The sequence below is a fragment of the Ottowia flava genome, assembly GCF_008017535.1.
GTDB classification, from domain to species: Bacteria; Pseudomonadota; Gammaproteobacteria; order Burkholderiales; family Burkholderiaceae_C; genus Ottowia; species Ottowia flava.
This window is the reverse complement of record NZ_VRUA01000006.1, coordinates 70,832-85,669: the sequence shown is the minus strand read 5'-3', so window position 1 is coordinate 85,669 and position 14,838 is coordinate 70,832. Positions and strand designations below refer to the sequence as shown.

16 protein-coding genes are annotated in these 14,838 nt (G+C 66.4%); 5 read left to right on the top strand and 11 right to left on the bottom strand.

Annotated features, from left to right (window positions below; all coding sequences use genetic code 11):
* Window positions 1-40: 40 nt before the first annotated feature.
* Window positions 41-940, bottom strand: a complete 900-nt coding sequence (locus FVQ98_RS08510; RefSeq protein ID WP_147913003.1) for a LysR substrate-binding domain-containing protein — start codon at window positions 938-940, stop codon at window positions 41-43.
* 135 nt (window positions 941-1,075) lie between these two features.
* On the opposite strand from FVQ98_RS08510, the gene FVQ98_RS08505 reads away from it, so the two are divergent.
* Together FVQ98_RS08505 and FVQ98_RS08500 are read left to right on the top strand one after the other, a co-directional pair.
* Window positions 1,076-2,059, top strand: coding sequence for a tripartite tricarboxylate transporter substrate binding protein BugE (locus FVQ98_RS08505; protein ID WP_147913002.1), 984 nt, complete (start codon window positions 1,076-1,078; stop codon window positions 2,057-2,059).
* A 17-nt stretch (window positions 2,060-2,076) separates the two neighbouring features.
* Window positions 2,077-2,970, top strand: coding sequence for an N-formylglutamate amidohydrolase (locus FVQ98_RS08500; protein WP_187265678.1), 894 nt, complete (start codon window positions 2,077-2,079; stop codon window positions 2,968-2,970).
* Window positions 2,971-3,316: 346 nt separating this feature from the next.
* Here FVQ98_RS08500 and FVQ98_RS08495 read toward each other — a convergent pair whose 3' ends face one another.
* Genes FVQ98_RS08495 through guaB form a run of 4 tightly spaced genes read right to left on the bottom strand, consistent with a single transcriptional unit; the run spans window position 3,317 to window position 6,358 of the window.
* Window positions 3,317-3,769 carry a DIP1984 family protein gene (locus FVQ98_RS08495; RefSeq protein ID WP_147913001.1) on the bottom strand — a complete coding sequence of 151 codons (453 nt, stop codon included), beginning with the start codon at window positions 3,767-3,769 and terminating at the stop codon, window positions 3,317-3,319.
* A 1-nt stretch (window position 3,770) separates the two neighbouring features.
* A complete protein-coding gene (locus tag FVQ98_RS08490) occupies window positions 3,771-4,475 on the bottom strand; it encodes a hypothetical protein (RefSeq protein ID WP_147913000.1) in 705 nt (234 codons plus the stop codon).
* A 54-nt stretch (window positions 4,476-4,529) separates the two neighbouring features.
* Window positions 4,530-4,847: a hypothetical protein gene (locus FVQ98_RS08485; protein ID WP_147912999.1), complete on the bottom strand. Its 318-nt coding sequence runs from the start codon at window positions 4,845-4,847 to the stop codon at window positions 4,530-4,532.
* Between the two features lie 41 nt (window positions 4,848-4,888).
* Window positions 4,889-6,358, bottom strand: a complete 1,470-nt coding sequence (guaB, locus tag FVQ98_RS08480) for an IMP dehydrogenase (protein ID WP_147913085.1) — start codon at window positions 6,356-6,358, stop codon at window positions 4,889-4,891.
* Window positions 6,359-6,570: 212 nt separating this feature from the next.
* Between guaB and FVQ98_RS08475 the strand changes: the two genes are divergently transcribed.
* Entirely contained in the window at window positions 6,571-7,113 is a 543-nt protein-coding gene (locus FVQ98_RS08475; protein WP_147912998.1) for a DUF4124 domain-containing protein, read from the top strand.
* Window positions 7,114-7,283: 170 nt separating this feature from the next.
* Here the strand turns inward: FVQ98_RS08475 and FVQ98_RS08470 are convergent, their stop codons facing one another.
* Both FVQ98_RS08470 and FVQ98_RS08465 read right to left on the bottom strand, forming a co-directional pair.
* A complete protein-coding gene (locus FVQ98_RS08470; RefSeq protein ID WP_147912997.1) occupies window positions 7,284-7,649 on the bottom strand; it encodes an RnfH family protein in 366 nt (121 codons plus the stop codon).
* The gene (locus FVQ98_RS08465) at window positions 7,646-8,098 is read right to left on the bottom strand and encodes a type II toxin-antitoxin system RatA family toxin (RefSeq protein ID WP_147912996.1); all 453 of its coding nucleotides are present in this window, start codon (window positions 8,096-8,098) and stop codon (window positions 7,646-7,648) included. Before FVQ98_RS08465 ends, FVQ98_RS08470 begins: the two co-directional genes overlap by 4 nt.
* Before the next feature lie 92 nt (window positions 8,099-8,190).
* Between FVQ98_RS08465 and smpB the strand changes: the two genes are divergently transcribed.
* Together smpB and FVQ98_RS08455 are read left to right on the top strand one after the other, a co-directional pair.
* On the top strand, window positions 8,191-8,670 hold the full coding sequence (gene smpB / locus FVQ98_RS08460; RefSeq protein WP_147912995.1) for an SsrA-binding protein SmpB: 480 nt from the start codon (window positions 8,191-8,193) through the stop codon (window positions 8,668-8,670).
* A gap of 103 nt (window positions 8,671-8,773) precedes the next feature.
* Window positions 8,774-9,196 (top strand): COG4315 family predicted lipoprotein, encoded by a 423-nt coding sequence (locus FVQ98_RS08455; RefSeq protein ID WP_147912994.1) that lies wholly within the window; start codon window positions 8,774-8,776, stop codon window positions 9,194-9,196.
* 300 nt (window positions 9,197-9,496) lie between these two features.
* Here FVQ98_RS08455 and FVQ98_RS08450 read toward each other — a convergent pair whose 3' ends face one another.
* The 4 genes from FVQ98_RS08450 to typA form a co-directional block, all read right to left on the bottom strand.
* The gene (locus tag FVQ98_RS08450) at window positions 9,497-10,624 is read right to left on the bottom strand and encodes an enoyl-CoA hydratase/isomerase family protein (RefSeq protein ID WP_147912993.1); all 1,128 of its coding nucleotides are present in this window, start codon (window positions 10,622-10,624) and stop codon (window positions 9,497-9,499) included.
* 136 nt (window positions 10,625-10,760) lie between these two features.
* Window positions 10,761-11,708, bottom strand: a complete 948-nt coding sequence (locus FVQ98_RS08445) for a DMT family transporter (protein ID WP_255507704.1) — start codon at window positions 11,706-11,708, stop codon at window positions 10,761-10,763.
* Entirely contained in the window at window positions 11,705-12,739 is a 1,035-nt protein-coding gene (locus FVQ98_RS08440) for a GSU2403 family nucleotidyltransferase fold protein (RefSeq protein WP_147912992.1), read from the bottom strand. Before FVQ98_RS08440 ends, FVQ98_RS08445 begins: the two co-directional genes overlap by 4 nt.
* Before the next feature lie 58 nt (window positions 12,740-12,797).
* Window positions 12,798-14,627, bottom strand: coding sequence for a translational GTPase TypA (gene typA / locus FVQ98_RS08435; protein ID WP_147912991.1), 1,830 nt, complete (start codon window positions 14,625-14,627; stop codon window positions 12,798-12,800).
* Window positions 14,628-14,838 lie beyond the last annotated feature (211 nt).

Here is a 14,838-nt window from a genome sequence, read left to right as displayed (position 1 = left end):
CCAGCTGCAGGCAACGCCGCACCTGCGCCAGCCAGCGGCCTTACCCCTCCGTCGCCACCGCCTGCCCCAACACCCACGCCCGCCACACCCGCAGCGCCGGGTTTGGCGGGCGGGCGCTGGGCTGGCACAGAAAGTAGCCGCGGTTGAGCGACACCGGCTGGTCGATGGCGATGGCGACGCGGCCGGCGGCGATGTCGGGGGCCAGCAGGCTGCGCTGCAGCACGGCCACGCCCAGGCCGGCGGCAACGGCTTGCAGCAGCAGAGCCACGGTTTCCAGGTCGGCCGCGGGGCGCAGCGGGCCATGCGCGCAGCCCACGCCGGCCAGCCAGCGCTGCCAGTTGTCGGGGTAATGCGTGTGGCACAGCAGCGGGTGGGCCAACAGGTCGGCCGGGGTGCGGATGGCCTGCGGGCCGTCCAGATCGGCCGGGCGGCAGACCGGGACCACGTCGCGCCCGACCAGGTAATCGGCGGCGATGCCGGGCGGCCATTCGGGCTGACCGACGCGGATCCAGGCGTCGATGTCGGGCGCGGTCAGCGCGTCGTCACGCTGGTAGGGGGCGAAAGACAGGGTGACTTCAGGGTGCCGGGCGCGAAAGTCCGGCAGGCGCGGGATCAGCCAGTGGCTGAACAGCGTGGGCGCGACCGACACGCGCAGCCCCTGGGCCGGGCGCCGGCTGCGCACGGCGACGCTGGCCGCTTCAATGGCGCCGATGGCCGGGGCGATGGCGGCCAGGTAGTCGGCCCCGGCGGGCGTCAGCACGCTGCGCCGGCCCTCGCGCGCGAACAGGGTCTGGCCCAGGTGCTCCTCCAGCCGGGCGATGGCGCGGCTGATGGCGCCCTGCGTGACCGCCAGCTCGTCCGCCGCGCGCGAATAGCTGCCGACACGCGCGGCCACGGCGAAAGCGTGCAATTCGGACAGCGAAGGCGACTGGATGCGCATGGCGTGAGGCGGGGCCCAATGTATGAGCGTTGGTAATACTTGCAGGCCGCATTGTCGCTTTTCACACCCGCAGCGCTCGCCAAGAATGCGGCCGAGCCTTTCGATTCCCTGACAAGCACTAAGAGGAGCCCCACCATGGCACTGCGCCGCAACGTTCTGAGCACCCTCGCCGCCTGCGCGGCCGCTGCCGCCTTCGCCCCGCAGGCGCTGGCCCAGGCCGATTACCCGGCCCGTCCGATCAAGCTGATCGTGCCGTTCGCCCCGGGCGGGTCGACCGACATGGTCGCGCGCATGCTGGCCGACAAGATGACCCAGGTGCTGGGCAAGGCCGTGGTGGTCGACAACAAGGGCGGCGCGGGCGGATCGCTGGGCGCCGACGCCATCGCCAAGGCCGCACCCGACGGCTACACCATCGGCATGGCCACCGTCAGCACGCACGGCGCCAACCCGGCCATCTTCAGCAAGCTGCCCTACGACGCGGTGAAGGATTTCGCCCCCATCACCAACGTGATGAGCGTGCCCAGCGTCTTCGTGGTGCACCCCAGTGTGCCCGCCAAGACGATGAAGGAATTCATCGCGCTGGCCAAGGCCAACCCCAACAAGTACACCTTCGCCTCGCCCGGCACCGGCTCGCTGGGCCACGCCAACATCGAGAACTTCATGAACCTGGCGGGCATCCAGCTGCTGCACGTGCCTTACAAGGGCTCGGGCCAGGCGATCAACGACGCGCTGGCTGGCCAGGTCACCGCGATGACGGACAACCTGCCCTCGATGCTGCCGCACATCAAGAGCGGCAAGATGCGCCCGCTGGCCGTGCTGGCGCACAAGCGCGCCGACGTCGCGCCCGACGTGCCGACCTACACCGAGCTGGGTTACCCCGGCATGGGCGATGGTGGCTGGTTCGGTCTGGTCGCGCCGGCCGGCACGCCCAAGGCCATCATCGACAAGCTGAACGCCGCCGCCCACAAGGCCATGGCCATGCCCGACTACCTGGACAAGCAGAAAGGCATCTCGGGCGAATCGATGGGCAACACGCCCGAGCAGTTCGCCAAGCAGATCCAGACCGCCATCGACCGCTACACCGCCGTCGCCAAGCGCGCCAACATCAAGCTGGACTGAGCGAGAGGCGCCACCGGATGAGCCTGGACGACGACCTGCGCCCCCTGCCCGACATGCCGGTGCAGGTCTGGGCGCCCACCGGGGAAGCGCTGCCGCTGGTGTGCGACTCCCCGCACAGCGGCACCGCCTACCCGGCCGACTTCGGCCACCAGGTGCCCATTGCGCTGCTGCGCCGCGGCGAAGACACGCACATCCACCGCCTGTGGCACAGCGCACCCGCGCACGGCGCCACCCTGCTCGCGGCCACCTTTCCGCGCACCTACATCGACCCGAACCGCGGCGAGACCGACCTGGACCCGGCGCAGATCGACGGCACCTGGCCCACGCCGCTGACGCCCGGCCCCAAGACCGCGCAAGGCCTGGGCCTGGTGTGGCAGCGCATCATCGTGGACGGCCAGCCCACCGAGCTGTACGCCAACAAACCCACCGTCGCCCAAGTCCAGCACCGGATCGAGCGCTACTGGCGCCCCTACCACGCGGCGCTGCAGCAGGCCATCGACGCCAGCGTGCAGCGCTTTGGCGCCGTGTGGCACCTCAACCTGCACTCCATGCCCAGCGACGTCTACCGGCGCCTGGGCCGCACCGACGCGCCGCCGCTGGCCGACTTCGTCCTGGGCGACCGCGACGGCACCACCTGCGCGCCCGAATTCATTCACCTGATCGGCGATACGCTGAAAGGCTTCGGCTACAGCGTGGCGTACAACGAGCCGTACAAGGGCGTCGAGCTGATCGCCCGCATCGGCCAACCCGCGCTGAACCGGCACAGCCTGCAGATCGAGATCAACCGCCCTGTCTACATGGACGAAGCCACGCGCCAGCCGAACAGCGGTTTTGCGCCGCTGCAGGCGCACCTGGACCAGTTGATGGGGGTGGTGGCGGCGCACGTGCGGGGGCGCGTCGGCAGCGCTTGAGGCTGCTCGAAACGCCTGCCGCAGCACGATAAGGATGCGCCAGACGGCCCGCGCCAGCTTGGGCCGGAAAGAAGAAGGAGCGTACCGTCAGCCACCTGGTGGTGAGGTGTGCGGTCTGCGGTGTACGGGGTCAGGGGTGTCGGGCTAACTGGGTGATTTGTGGCGCTGCCCTTCGCGCCATTGCCAATGGTCCCCAGTATGTTTTCTACCCCCTGGCGACCGGCCGGGGTCTGGCGGCTCGCCCGGTACGCTCCAAAACAGGTGCGGTGTGCGGTTTATGAATGAAATCAGCCTCTGGCGCAACAACCACCTGCGCGGCCAGCTCCTTTATTCATAGCACACCGCGTTAGATTTCAAAGCGCCAGTTGGTCTCCTGAATCTGCACGTTCAGCTCACGGATCTGGCGGCTCAGGTCTTCCATCTGCTTTTGGGTGGCCGCCACGTCCAGCTGCGGCACCCACTTGATCTCGCGCATGCTGTAGCGGTCGGACTCCTTGTTCGTCGACTCCACCGCCAGCTTCAGCGTGGCGTGCTGCTGCATCAGCGTGTCGCGCGCCGCCAGCACCTGCGCCAGCGCTCGCCCGTCCGGCAACTTGGCAGCGGCGTTAGCGGCGTCGATCTGCAGGATGAGCTGCTGCTGCTCGGCAATCACGCCAAAGCATTCGGCGATGAGCTTGGCCACGTCTTCACGCGGCGCATCGCCTTCCTGCGCCAGGGCGTTCTGCGCGATGCGCTCGCGCAGGGAGAGGATTTTCTTTTTCTGATCGGCGCGGATCAGGAGGGCTTCGGCGAGTTTCAATTTAACCTTCCGCATCACCTTGACGAAAATGGATTTTATCGATCGCCTCATACAAGGCACTAGCAAAATCTATCAGCTCCTGCACGAGCTTAGATACATCCGCATGGCTTGGGGCCACATAGTCTCCAAGCACCCCGATAGGCGTAACTCCGATCTCCGCAGCCTTCCTTAGGTAAACTGAATTCACCATCCAATTATTATGCACACCTAAGTCACGACGAGCTTTTGCTTCAATATAATTTGGCCAAAATTTCTTGATATCCGATTTTTCAAGCCCCATGATATCAGAAAATTGTTTTAAATAGTCCCTTGGCGCCGCATAGGACAGAGCATTCAAATGACGCTCAGCCGCATTCGTAATAATTTCCTCTTGCGTCTTACCTAGTACTTCGTGAAGATCAAGCTTGAAAGATGAAATTTTTCTAGGATAAGAAGAAATCATCAGTCTAAGCATGTCCAACAAAAACAACTCGAAATCAGAAATACAACCAATAAAAAGCGTACTGGAAAAATACCGATTCACATCTAATGCAGGCGATATCTCCTGCCTCAAGTGATCGTTAAGTTCTTTGACTATTTCAACCACTTCCTTCGAAGCCTCTGGAGATCCCACATGCAATGTCAAGATCCCTACACTCGAAATAGTTTGATTCCTAGCGAAGTACTTTTTAAAGATCTCCGCCGCGCGATCAGAGTCGAGACTCATGCGCACCGGAAGTAAGTTGACATCAACGAGAACATCCGACTGCCCCTACCCTGTTTACGGCCGACACCGAAACCAACTCCCCCCATCTGACGGATCACTCCTCTCCGTCTGACGCTGTCCGCTGGAATCCTGGATGTTGGTGTAGCTGCCCTGGCCCGCAGGGGCGTTCGGGCCGGTGAGTCGCACGCGCTGGCCGGTTTGGCGGCAGTGCTGGACGGCGTCTTGCAGTTGGTGAACCGTGGGGCCGGACTTGGCGGTGGGGCCCAGGTCGGCGCAGCCGGCCAGGCCAAGCAAGGCCAGCGCCGCAGCGGCCAGCGCGCGTTGCGCTGGTGTGGGCGGGGGCGCCAGGGGCCGTGCGTGGCGGGCGGTCACGCCACGGGCCTTGCGGGAGGGGTGCCGCGCGCTGGCACCGGTCAGTCCGCCCGGTAGTTGGGCGCTTCCTTGGTGATCTGCACGTCGTGGACGTGCGATTCGCGGATGCCGGCGGCGGTGATTTGGACGAATTCGGCGCTGTTGCGCATGTCGTCGATGGTGGCGCAGCCGCAGTAGCCCATGCTGGCGCGCAGGCCGCCGGCTTGCTGGAACAGGATGGCGACGACGCTGCCTTTGTACGGCACGCGGCCTTCAATGCCTTCGGGCACGAGCTTGTCGGCGTTGGGGTTGCCGGTGCTGCTCTCTTGAAAGTAGCGGTCGGCGCTGCCCTGCTGCATGGCGCCGATGCTGCCCATGCCGCGGTAGCTCTTGTAGCTGCGGCCCTGGTACAGCACGATTTCGCCCGGCGCTTCTTCGGTGCCGGCGAACATGCCGCCCATCATGACCGTGCTGGCGCCGGCGGCGATGGCCTTGGCGATGTCGCCCGAATAGCGCACGCCGCCGTCGGCGATCAGCGGCACGCCGCTGCCGGCCAGCGCGGTGGCGACGTTGTCGATGGCGGTGATCTGCGGCACGCCCACGCCGGCGACGATGCGGGTAGTGCAGATGCTGCCGGGGCCGATGCCGACCTTGACGCCGTCAGCACCCGCGTCGGCCAGCGCACGGGCGGCGGCGCCGGTGGCGATGTTGCCGCCGATGACGTCGACCTGCGGGTAGTTCTTCTTGACCCAGCGCACACGCTCGATCACGCCGGCGCTGTGGCCGTGGGCGGTGTCGACCACCAGGGCGTCAACGCCTGCTTTGACCAGGGCGTCCACGCGCTCTTCGGTGCCCTCGCCCACGCCGACGGCGGCGCCCACGCGCAGGCGGCCGTTGGCGTCGCGCGCGGCGTTGGGGAAGGTGGTCTGCTTGGTGATGTCCTTGACGGTGATCAGGCCCTTCAGGCGGTCGGCGTCGTCTAGGATCAGCAGGCGTTCGAGCTTGTGCTTGTTCAGCAGGCGCTTGGCTTCGGCCAGGCCGCTGCCTTCGGGCACGGTGATCAGGCGGTCGCGCGGCGTCATGATTTCGCGCACCGGCAGGTCGTAACGGGTTTCAAAGCGCAGGTCGCGCCCGGTGACGATGCCGACGACCTTGCCCTGGTCGATGACGGGGAAGCCGCTGATGTCCAGCTCGTCCGACAGCTGCATCACCTGCAGCACGGTGTGTTCGGGCGTGATGACGACCGGGTCGCGCAGCACGCCGCTTTCGTAGCGCTTGACCTTGGCGACCTGGGCGGCCTGCTCTTGCGCCGTGAGGTTCTTGTGCACGATGCCGATGCCGCCTTCCTGCGCCATGGCGATGGCCAGGCGGGCCTCGGTCACGGTGTCCATCGCGGCCGACACCAAGGGCAGGTTCAGGCGGATGTTGCGGGTGAGCTGGGAGGAGAGGTTGACGTCCTTGGGCAGGACCTGGGAGAACGCGGGGACGAGCAGAACGTCGTCAAAAGTCAGCGCATTGCCGAGGAGGCGCATATCGGTAAGCTCCAAAAGCCAGATTGTAAACAGGTGCCTTGGGCAGCCTGGCCACCAGCGGCGCAAGCAAGTCCATCGGTAAGGTTTTTTTGCCGCAGCCGGGCGCAGCGATGTGCAAAAGACACGTTCACGCGGTGCTTTTGTCGACCAAGCACGGCGGCAGGGCATTGAAGCTGTTGCCCTGCGCCACTCGTCGCTACACTGCTGACCCCATGAAACCTGCTCGTGCCCTGCTTTTCGCGATTGCCCTGGCCACCAGCCTCGGGGCCGCCGCTCAGTACCAGTGGATCGACAAGGATGGCCGCCGCGTGTACAGCGACGTGGCGCCGCCGGCCGATATCCCGGCCAAGAACATCCTCAAGCAACCGCGTGGCTCGACGGCCACTGCGGCGCGCTCGGCGCCGGCCGCGCCTGCGGCGGGTGACAGTGCGGCGGCAGCACCGGGAGCCTCAGCGGTCACCGCGGCAGCCGCCCCGGCATCCGCCGCCAGTGGCGCGGGCGTGGACAAGGCCCTGGAAGAAAAGAAAAAGCAGGCTGAGGCCGCTGAAGCCGCCAAGCAGAAGGCTGAAGAGCAAAAGGCCGCCGCCGCCCGCGCCGACAACTGCAAACGCGCCCGTTCGGCCAAGGCCAGCCTGGATTCGGGCATGCGCATCGCCCGCACCAACGCCAAGGGGGAGCGCGAAGTGCTGGACGACGCCCAGCGCGCGGCCGAGCAAAAGCGCATCGCCGGCATCATCCAGAGCGATTGCAAGTGATTTTGGCCTCTGGCCCTACAACCACCTGCGCGACCAGCTACTGATTCAATAGCGAATCGTACGGTTGATGCAGCGACAGACAACGCGCCCTTTGGGGCGCGTTGTCGTTGGCGAGCTGGGGCGGGTGCTGCCGGGGGCGTTCAGAGGCGCTGAGCGCCGTGGAGAACCGATCAATAGCCTTGCTTGGCACCCGGGCGGCGCTGGGCGAACAGGCCCGCCTGGCCCGCGCCCTGGGCCTTGTAGCGCTCGCGCCGGGCGAGCTTGGGGTCGACCTTCAAGGGGCGCCAGATTTCCACGCGGTCGCCGTCGCGCAGTGGCTGGTCGGGCGGCGCCTTGCGGCCCCAGACGCCCACGCTGCCGTGCGCGAGGTCGATGTCCGGAAAGCGCTGGTACAGGCCACTGGCCTGCACCGCGTCGGCCAGCGTGGCACCGGGTGGCAGCTGCAGCGCCACTTCGACCACCTGGCGCGGCGCCGGGGCGTAGGCGACGGTGATGTGCAGCGGGCCGCCCTCACCGGCCGATGTCGGCGCAGTCATGCGGCGCTGGCGCCGTAAACCTGCTCGGCGCGCTGCACGAAGGCGTCGACCATGCTGCTGGCGATCTTGTCGAACACGGGGCCGACCAGGGTGGCCAGCAGCGCGTTGGAAAAGCCGTAGTCCATCTTCAGATCGACCCGGCAAGCGCGCTGGCCGTCGTCGCCCACGGGCGTGAAGGTCCAGACGCCCTCCAGCTTGGAGAACGGCCCGTTGACCAGGTGCAGCCGCACTTCGCGCCCGGGCACGTGCTCGTTGCGGGTGGTGAAGCTCTGCTTGACGCCCTTGAAGCCGATGCCGACTTCGGCCGTCATGCCGTGCTCGTCCTGCGTGAGCACCTTGGCGAAATTGCACCAGGGCAGAAATTCGGGGTAGCGCGCCACGTCGACGACCAGGTCGAACATCTCCTCGGCGGTGTACCAGATCAGAACGGACTTGTGGACAGATTTCATAGAATGCGCGTTTGCCCGATTCTAGGCGCGCCGCCTGGCGCCATCGGCGGGCAACTGCTTGCAAAGTGCGCCCAGCGCGCCATATTGTCCAGATGGCCACCAAGAAAACCAAGTCGCCCAACCCGGTCATCGCCGAGAACAAGAAAGCCGCGTTCAACTACTTCTTCGAAGAGCGTTACGAGGCCGGCATGGTGCTGGAAGGCTGGGAAGTGAAGGCGCTGCGCGCCGGCAAGGCGCAGCTGACCGACGGCTACGTGGTGATCCGCAACGGCGAGCTGTTCGTCATCGGCGCGCAGATCAACCCGCTGGGCACCGCCAGCACCCACGTGCGCCCCGATGCCGTGCGCACCAAGAAGCTGCTGCTGCACGCCGAGGAGATCCAGCGCCTGATCGGCAAGGTCGAGCAAAAAGGCTACACCCTGGTGCCGATCAACCTGCACTGGAAGAACGGCCGCGTGAAGTGCGAAATCGCCCTGGCCAAGGGCAAGGACACGCACGACAAGCGCCACGTGATCAAGGAGCGCGAAGGCAAGCGCGAGGTGGAACGCGCGATGAAGGAGCGCCACCGCTGAGGCGCTGCCGGTGCGCTGACTGTCCGGCGCCTTGTCCGACACGGGGCTGTCGCCTGGCAGGACTACACTTCCCAGGTTTCCCTAGGACATGGAGGCTCCACTCATGAAGGCACTGATTTCCGCCACCGCCATCGCCGCCGCAGCACTGCTGGGCGCCTGCTCCACGCAGCAACCGGCCACCAACGCCGACATGGCCAAGCAAGGCGCCGCCGCGCCCAGCACCCCCACCGTGGCGCAGGACGGCACGCTGCTCGGCCCCAATGGCCGCACGCTGTATTTCTTCGCGCGTGACGCCCGCGGCAGCGGCAAGTCCGCCTGTGTGGACCAGTGCGCCGTCAACTGGCCGCCTCTGGGCGTGGCCGCCACGGCCAAGCCGATTGGCGACTACACCATCATCACGCGCGCCGACGGCAGCAAGCAGTGGGCGTACAAGGGCATGCCGCTGTACTACTTCGCCAAAGACGCCAAACCGGGTGACAAGACCGGCCAGGGCGTGGGCGGCGTGTGGTCCGTGGCCAAGCCCTGACGGGCCAAGGCCCACAACCCGGCCGGTGCGCTGCGCTGGCTGGGCACGAAAAAGCCGAGGCGATCCTCGGCTTTTTTTGTGGGCGTTCGCGCCGCACCTGGGCGGTGCGAAGGCAAGGTGGGGCCGTCGGGCTCCGGCCTGCGGCATCGGAGCGCGACGCTTGGCCAGCTTTTGAAGCCGGTCTTTTTGCTACTGTTTTAGTAGCTGCTTGCGCAGGTGGCTGTAGGGCTGGAGGCCTATTTTGTTCAAAATCTGGAGAAACGAACCTCCGGCAGGGCAGACGCGCCTGCCCTGCCCCCTTCAGTTCGCCAGACCCGCCAGCGGGTGCTGTGCCGCCGCCCAGGGACTGGCGAAGTAGGCCTGCACCTCGTCGGCACCGATGTCCTCGATGCGCGCCGGGCTCCAGCGCGGGCTGTGGTCCTTGTCGACAGCCAGGGCGCGGATGCCTTCCACCGTCTCGCTGGTCTGCGCGCCGCGCAGGTGGAAGCAGTGGTGCACCAGGTCGCGCTCCATGCGCAGCTCGTCGCCCAGCGGCATGCTGCGCGCGCGGCGCACCTGCTCCAGGGTGACGTGCAGCATCAGCGGCGAGCGCGTGCGCAGCTCGGCCGCGGTTTCGCGCGCCCAGGCCGAATCGCTGGCCTCCAGCGCGCTGACGATGGCGGCCACGCTGGGCAGGCCGAAGAAGTGGTTGATCTCGCCCAGGTGCGCCAGCCGGTCCTGCACGGGCTGCTGCAGCTCGGCCTTCAGCCAGCGTTGCACGGCCTGGCCGTCGCTCCAGTCGGTGTCGGCCAGGTGCTGCCACAGGGCGGGCAGGCGCGCCACGTCGGCCGCGCCATCGGCCAGGCCGGCGGCCACGGCTTCGTCGCCCTTCAGCACATGGCCCGTGAGCGCCAGGTACTCGCCCAAATGGCCAGGCAGGCGGCTGAGGAAGTAGCCGCCGCCCACGTCGGGGAACAGGCCGATGCGCGTTTCGGGCATGGCCATCTTGCTGCGCTCGGTCACCACGCGCAGGCTGGCGCCCTGGCTCAGGCCCATGCCGCCGCCCATGACGATGCCGTCCATGAAGGCGATGTAGGGCTTGCCGTAGGTGTGGATCAGGTGGTTGAGCGCGTATTCCTCGGTGAAGAAGGCGGCCAGCGCGTCGTCACCGGCCAGCGCGGCCTGGTGGAAAAAGCGGATATCGCCGCCCGCACAAAACGCGCCAAAGGGCGCAAAGCCGCCTTCGACCTTGCCCATGCCGCGGATCGCCACCGCCTTGACGCTGGCGTCGTGCTGCCAGTCGCGCATGACTTGCGTGATGGCGCGCACCATCTCCAGCGACAGCGCGTTCAGCGCCTGGGGGCGGTTGAGGGTGATCAGACCCATGCCCCCGGCCGTGCGTTCGGCCAGGACGAGTTCAGAAGGCGATGCGGTAGCGGCGGTGTTCATGCGGCAGGTTCGGTCCAGTAGTCAGGTGGACCAGCCATCTTATCAAAAATGATAGCTGGCCGCGCCGACCCAGCTAGGGCTGGCGGCCTAAAACACTTGAAAACAGTCGCCTGGGCGACGGCAGCCGTCAGTGGCCTCAGGCCGGCCCGATCGGCGGCAAGGCGCGCCGGGCGCGGTGCCAGCCGAGCAGTTCGTTCGCCAACAAGGCGCCGATCACCAGCGAGCCACCGGCCAGCACCTCGGGCCGGGGCGCCTCGCCCACGATCAGCCACACCAGGGCGATGCCGAAGACGATCTCCAACAGCGCCAGCAGCGACACCTCGGCCGCCGGCAGCACGCGCGCCACCAGCACCGCCAGCACACAGGGCAGCGCTAGCTGCGTCACGCCCAGGAACGCCAGCCAGCCCAGGTCGTGCGCGCTGGTCTGAAGCGGCCAGGCCAAGGGCAGCGTCACCGCGCAGGAAATCAGCGCGCCCAGCAGCACGGCCGGCACCAGGTCGATCGGCTCGCCCTGCGACTGGCTGCGCTGCGACACCGACCACTGAATGGCCGACGCGATTGGCACGCCCAGCGCCACCAGCGCACCGAGTGCCTGCTGTCCGCCCTGCCCGGCGCCCAGCTGCCCGGCAAACATCCAGGCCATGCCCAACCCCGCCACCACGATGGCCCACCAGGTGCGCGCCGGCAGCCGGTGCCCCGTCACCACGCGGGACAGCAACGCCGTCAGCAGCGGCGCCAACGCCATCGTCACCAGCACGCGCGCCACCCCGGTCATCGTCAGCGCCACCATGAAGGCGGTGAACATGACCGACCAGCACACCCCGGCGATCCAGAACGCCGGCCGCCCCCAAGGGATGCGCGCCAGCGCCCGCGGCCCCTGCCACAGCGGCAAAACGACCAGCAGCGTGAGCGCGGTGAAGGCGCTGCGCCAGAAATTCACCTCAAACCCCTGCGCCGTCTGCAACTGCCGCGTGACCACGCCAGCGGTGGACCACAAAAGGGCCACCAGCACCATCATCCAGACGGCGCGGGCGTGGCTCCAATGTGGGCGGGTGATGGGTGCAATGAACGGTGCGGTGCTCATGATGGGGTGCCGGTACGAGTGATCTCGCGCTGCATTCTGGCCAAACCAACGTCCAACTGCTGTCGCCAGGTCGGTCCGCGCGACCTGGCATCCGCCTCGGCCTCCTCCCATTCATGGGGGGCGTTGTCCTGGTACCAGCGGTACAACATCGCGGCCTGCATCACGTCCTTGTTGGACTTGGTCCGCTCGGCAGACTTGCGCAGGCCGGCAATGATCAGTTTGTGCACGGCCATGCGGGCCGGATGCGGGGTGTTGACGAGGCAGGCCTGCGCACGCGTGCAAACCGCCGCCGACTCGATGTGCTCCAAGGAAAATTCCATGAACCGCAGGGCCTGAAACTCCGCATTGAAGGCCTTCACATGGACCAGGTCCTGCTCGCCCCGCCCCATGGGCGTGAGGAAGTCGAGCACAAAGCCGGGTTCCTTGGGATGGACCCAACGGCCACCACGCACGCCGGACAGGCTGGTGGCAGGCACGAAGCCCATGCCGAGGGAATCGATCACGTCGCCCAGTTCCAGCGTGGCCTCGCTTGCCAGGGCCACCTGCAGATTGCGGCCTGCATGGGCGAAGTCCAGATCCAGGGTGCGGGACGCGTCGCCCCAGCGAACACCCAGCAGGTTGCCCGCACTCAGGAAGGCATGCGTACCGACGAGCACTCCGCCGGCCCGGAAAAAACCGGCATCGGCCAAGCGCTGAATGATCACCAGGTGCGGCGCGGCTACGGTTTGGGCGCCCAGCGTGCTGGCCGCTTGGGCCAGCGCCTTGATCTGCACATCGGCGTCGCGTGTGGCGCCCTCGCGCTCGGCGATCAAGGCGGCGAGGCGATCGCTGTCGGGGCCCAGATAGGCCTGCCGCAGCTTGCCGTCGAGATCGCGAAATTGGTAGTACCAATAGTCGCGCCCCGAAATCTGTTTGCGGTTGAACGAACCGGGCGCATCGGCCACTCCGCGTGCTATTTCGCGCGACTGCAGAGCTTCGTGCAGTTGCGCGTAGGCCGTCTGTGCGGCCAGAGGGAGTGGCGTGTAGAGCATGCCAAATTTATACTACAAACCAAGATAGATGCAGTATAAATTCGACGACACCCAGACCTTACGCCGCGTCGCGGCTCGCGCGCTTGCGCTCGTGCTCTTTCAGGTGGCGCTTGCGCAGGCGGATGCTCTTGGGCGTGATTTCGACCAGCTCGTCGTCTTCGATGAATTCGACGCCGTATTCCAGCGTCAACTGGATCGGCGGCGTGACCTTGATCGCGTCTTCCTTGCCGGAGACGCGGAAGTTGGTCAACTGCTTGGTGCGGGTGGCGTTGACGACCAAGTCGTTGTCGCGGCTGTGGATGCCGACGATCATGCCTTCGTACACCGGGTCGTTGGCCTTGACGAACATGCGGCCGCGGTCGTCCAGCTTGCCCAGGGCGTAGGTGAAGATCTCGCCGTCGTCCATGGAGATCAGCACGCCGTTCTTGCGGCCGCCGATCTCACCCTTGTGCGGCTCGTAGATGTCGAAGATGTTGCTGATCAGGCCGGAGCCGCGCGTCAGGTTCAAAAATTCGTTGGTGAAGCCGATCAGGCCACGCGCCGGGATGCGGTATTCCAGGCGCACGCGGCCGCGGCCGTCAGGATCCATGTTGATCAGCTCGCCCTTGCGCTCGCCCAGCGCCTGCATCACGCCGCCCTGGTGGCCTTCTTCGATGTCGGCGGTCACCAGCTCGATCGGCTCGCATTTCTCGCCGTCGATGTCGCGGAACAGCACGCGCGGTTTGGACACGGCCAGCTCGTAACCTTCGCGGCGCATCTCTTCCAGCAGGATGGTCAGGTGAAGTTCACCGCGGCCGGCGACTTCGAACACGCCGTCTTCGCTGGTTTCCTTGACGCGCAGGGCGACGTTCGAGCGCAGTTCACGCTGCAGGCGGTCCCAGATCTGGCGGCTGGTGACGAACTTGCCTTCACGGCCAGCCAGTGGCGAGGTGTTCACGCAGAAGTTCATCGTCAGCGTCGGCTCGTCGATCTTGAGCATCGGCAGCGGCTGCGGGTTGTCGGGCGAGGTCAGCGTCACACCGATGCCCAGGTCTTCAATGCCGTTGACCAGCACGATGTTGCCGGGGCCAGCCTCGGTCACCTGCACGCGGTCGAGGCCCTGGAAGGTCAGCACCTGGTTCACGCGGCCCTTGTACTGTTTGCCGTCCGGCCCTTCCATGATCAGCACGTCCTGCGCGGGGCGGATGGTTCCGGCGTTGACGCGGCCCACGCCGATGCGGCCGACGAAGGTGGAAAAGTCGAGCGCCGAAATCTGCAGCTGCAGGGGTGCGTTGGCGTCACCGCTGTGCTCGGGCACGTGCTTGAGGATGGTCTCGAACAGGGCCGACATGTCGGGGCCCCACTGCTCGCCGGCCTCGCCCTGCTCCAGCGACGACCAGCCGTTGATGCCCGAGGCGTACACCACCGGGAAGTCCAGCTGCTCGTCGGTCGCGCCCAGTTTGTCGAACAGGTCGAACGCGGCATTGATCACCTTGTCGGGGTTGGCGCCGGGCTTGTCGACCTTGTTGACCACCACAATAGGGCGCAGGCCCAGGGCCAGTGCCTTCTTGGTCACAAAGCGCGTTTGGGGCATCGGGCCTTCCTGCGCGTCGATCAGCAGCACCACGCCGTCGACCATGGACAGCGCGCGTTCCACCTCACCGCCGAAGTCCGCGTGGCCGGGCGTGTCGAGGATGTTGATGTGCGTGCCCTCCCAGGACACGGCGCAGTTCTTGGCCAGGATGGTGATGCCGCGCTCACGCTCGATGGCGTTGTTGTCCATCACCGTGTCGACGACTTTTTCGTGGTCGGCGAAGGTGCCGGACTGGCGCAGCAACTGGTCAACCATGGTCGTTTTGCCGTGGTCAACGTGGGCAATGATGGCGATATTGCGAATCGGGGTGGTCATAGGGGCTGTATTGCTTTCAATGAAACTGGGCGGCGTGGTGGCGCCATTTGGGCGAAGGGGGTGGCGTGCTGATGTCAACCGGCAACGTGGCCAGACGCAGCACGTACCGGGTCAGCGCGCTGCGGCGGGTGGCCGTTTGCGTCGCCGCACCAGCAAGGTGTGAGCGGCCGGCAGAAACTGTGCGCTGCTCAACGGCCACAGCAAAATCTGG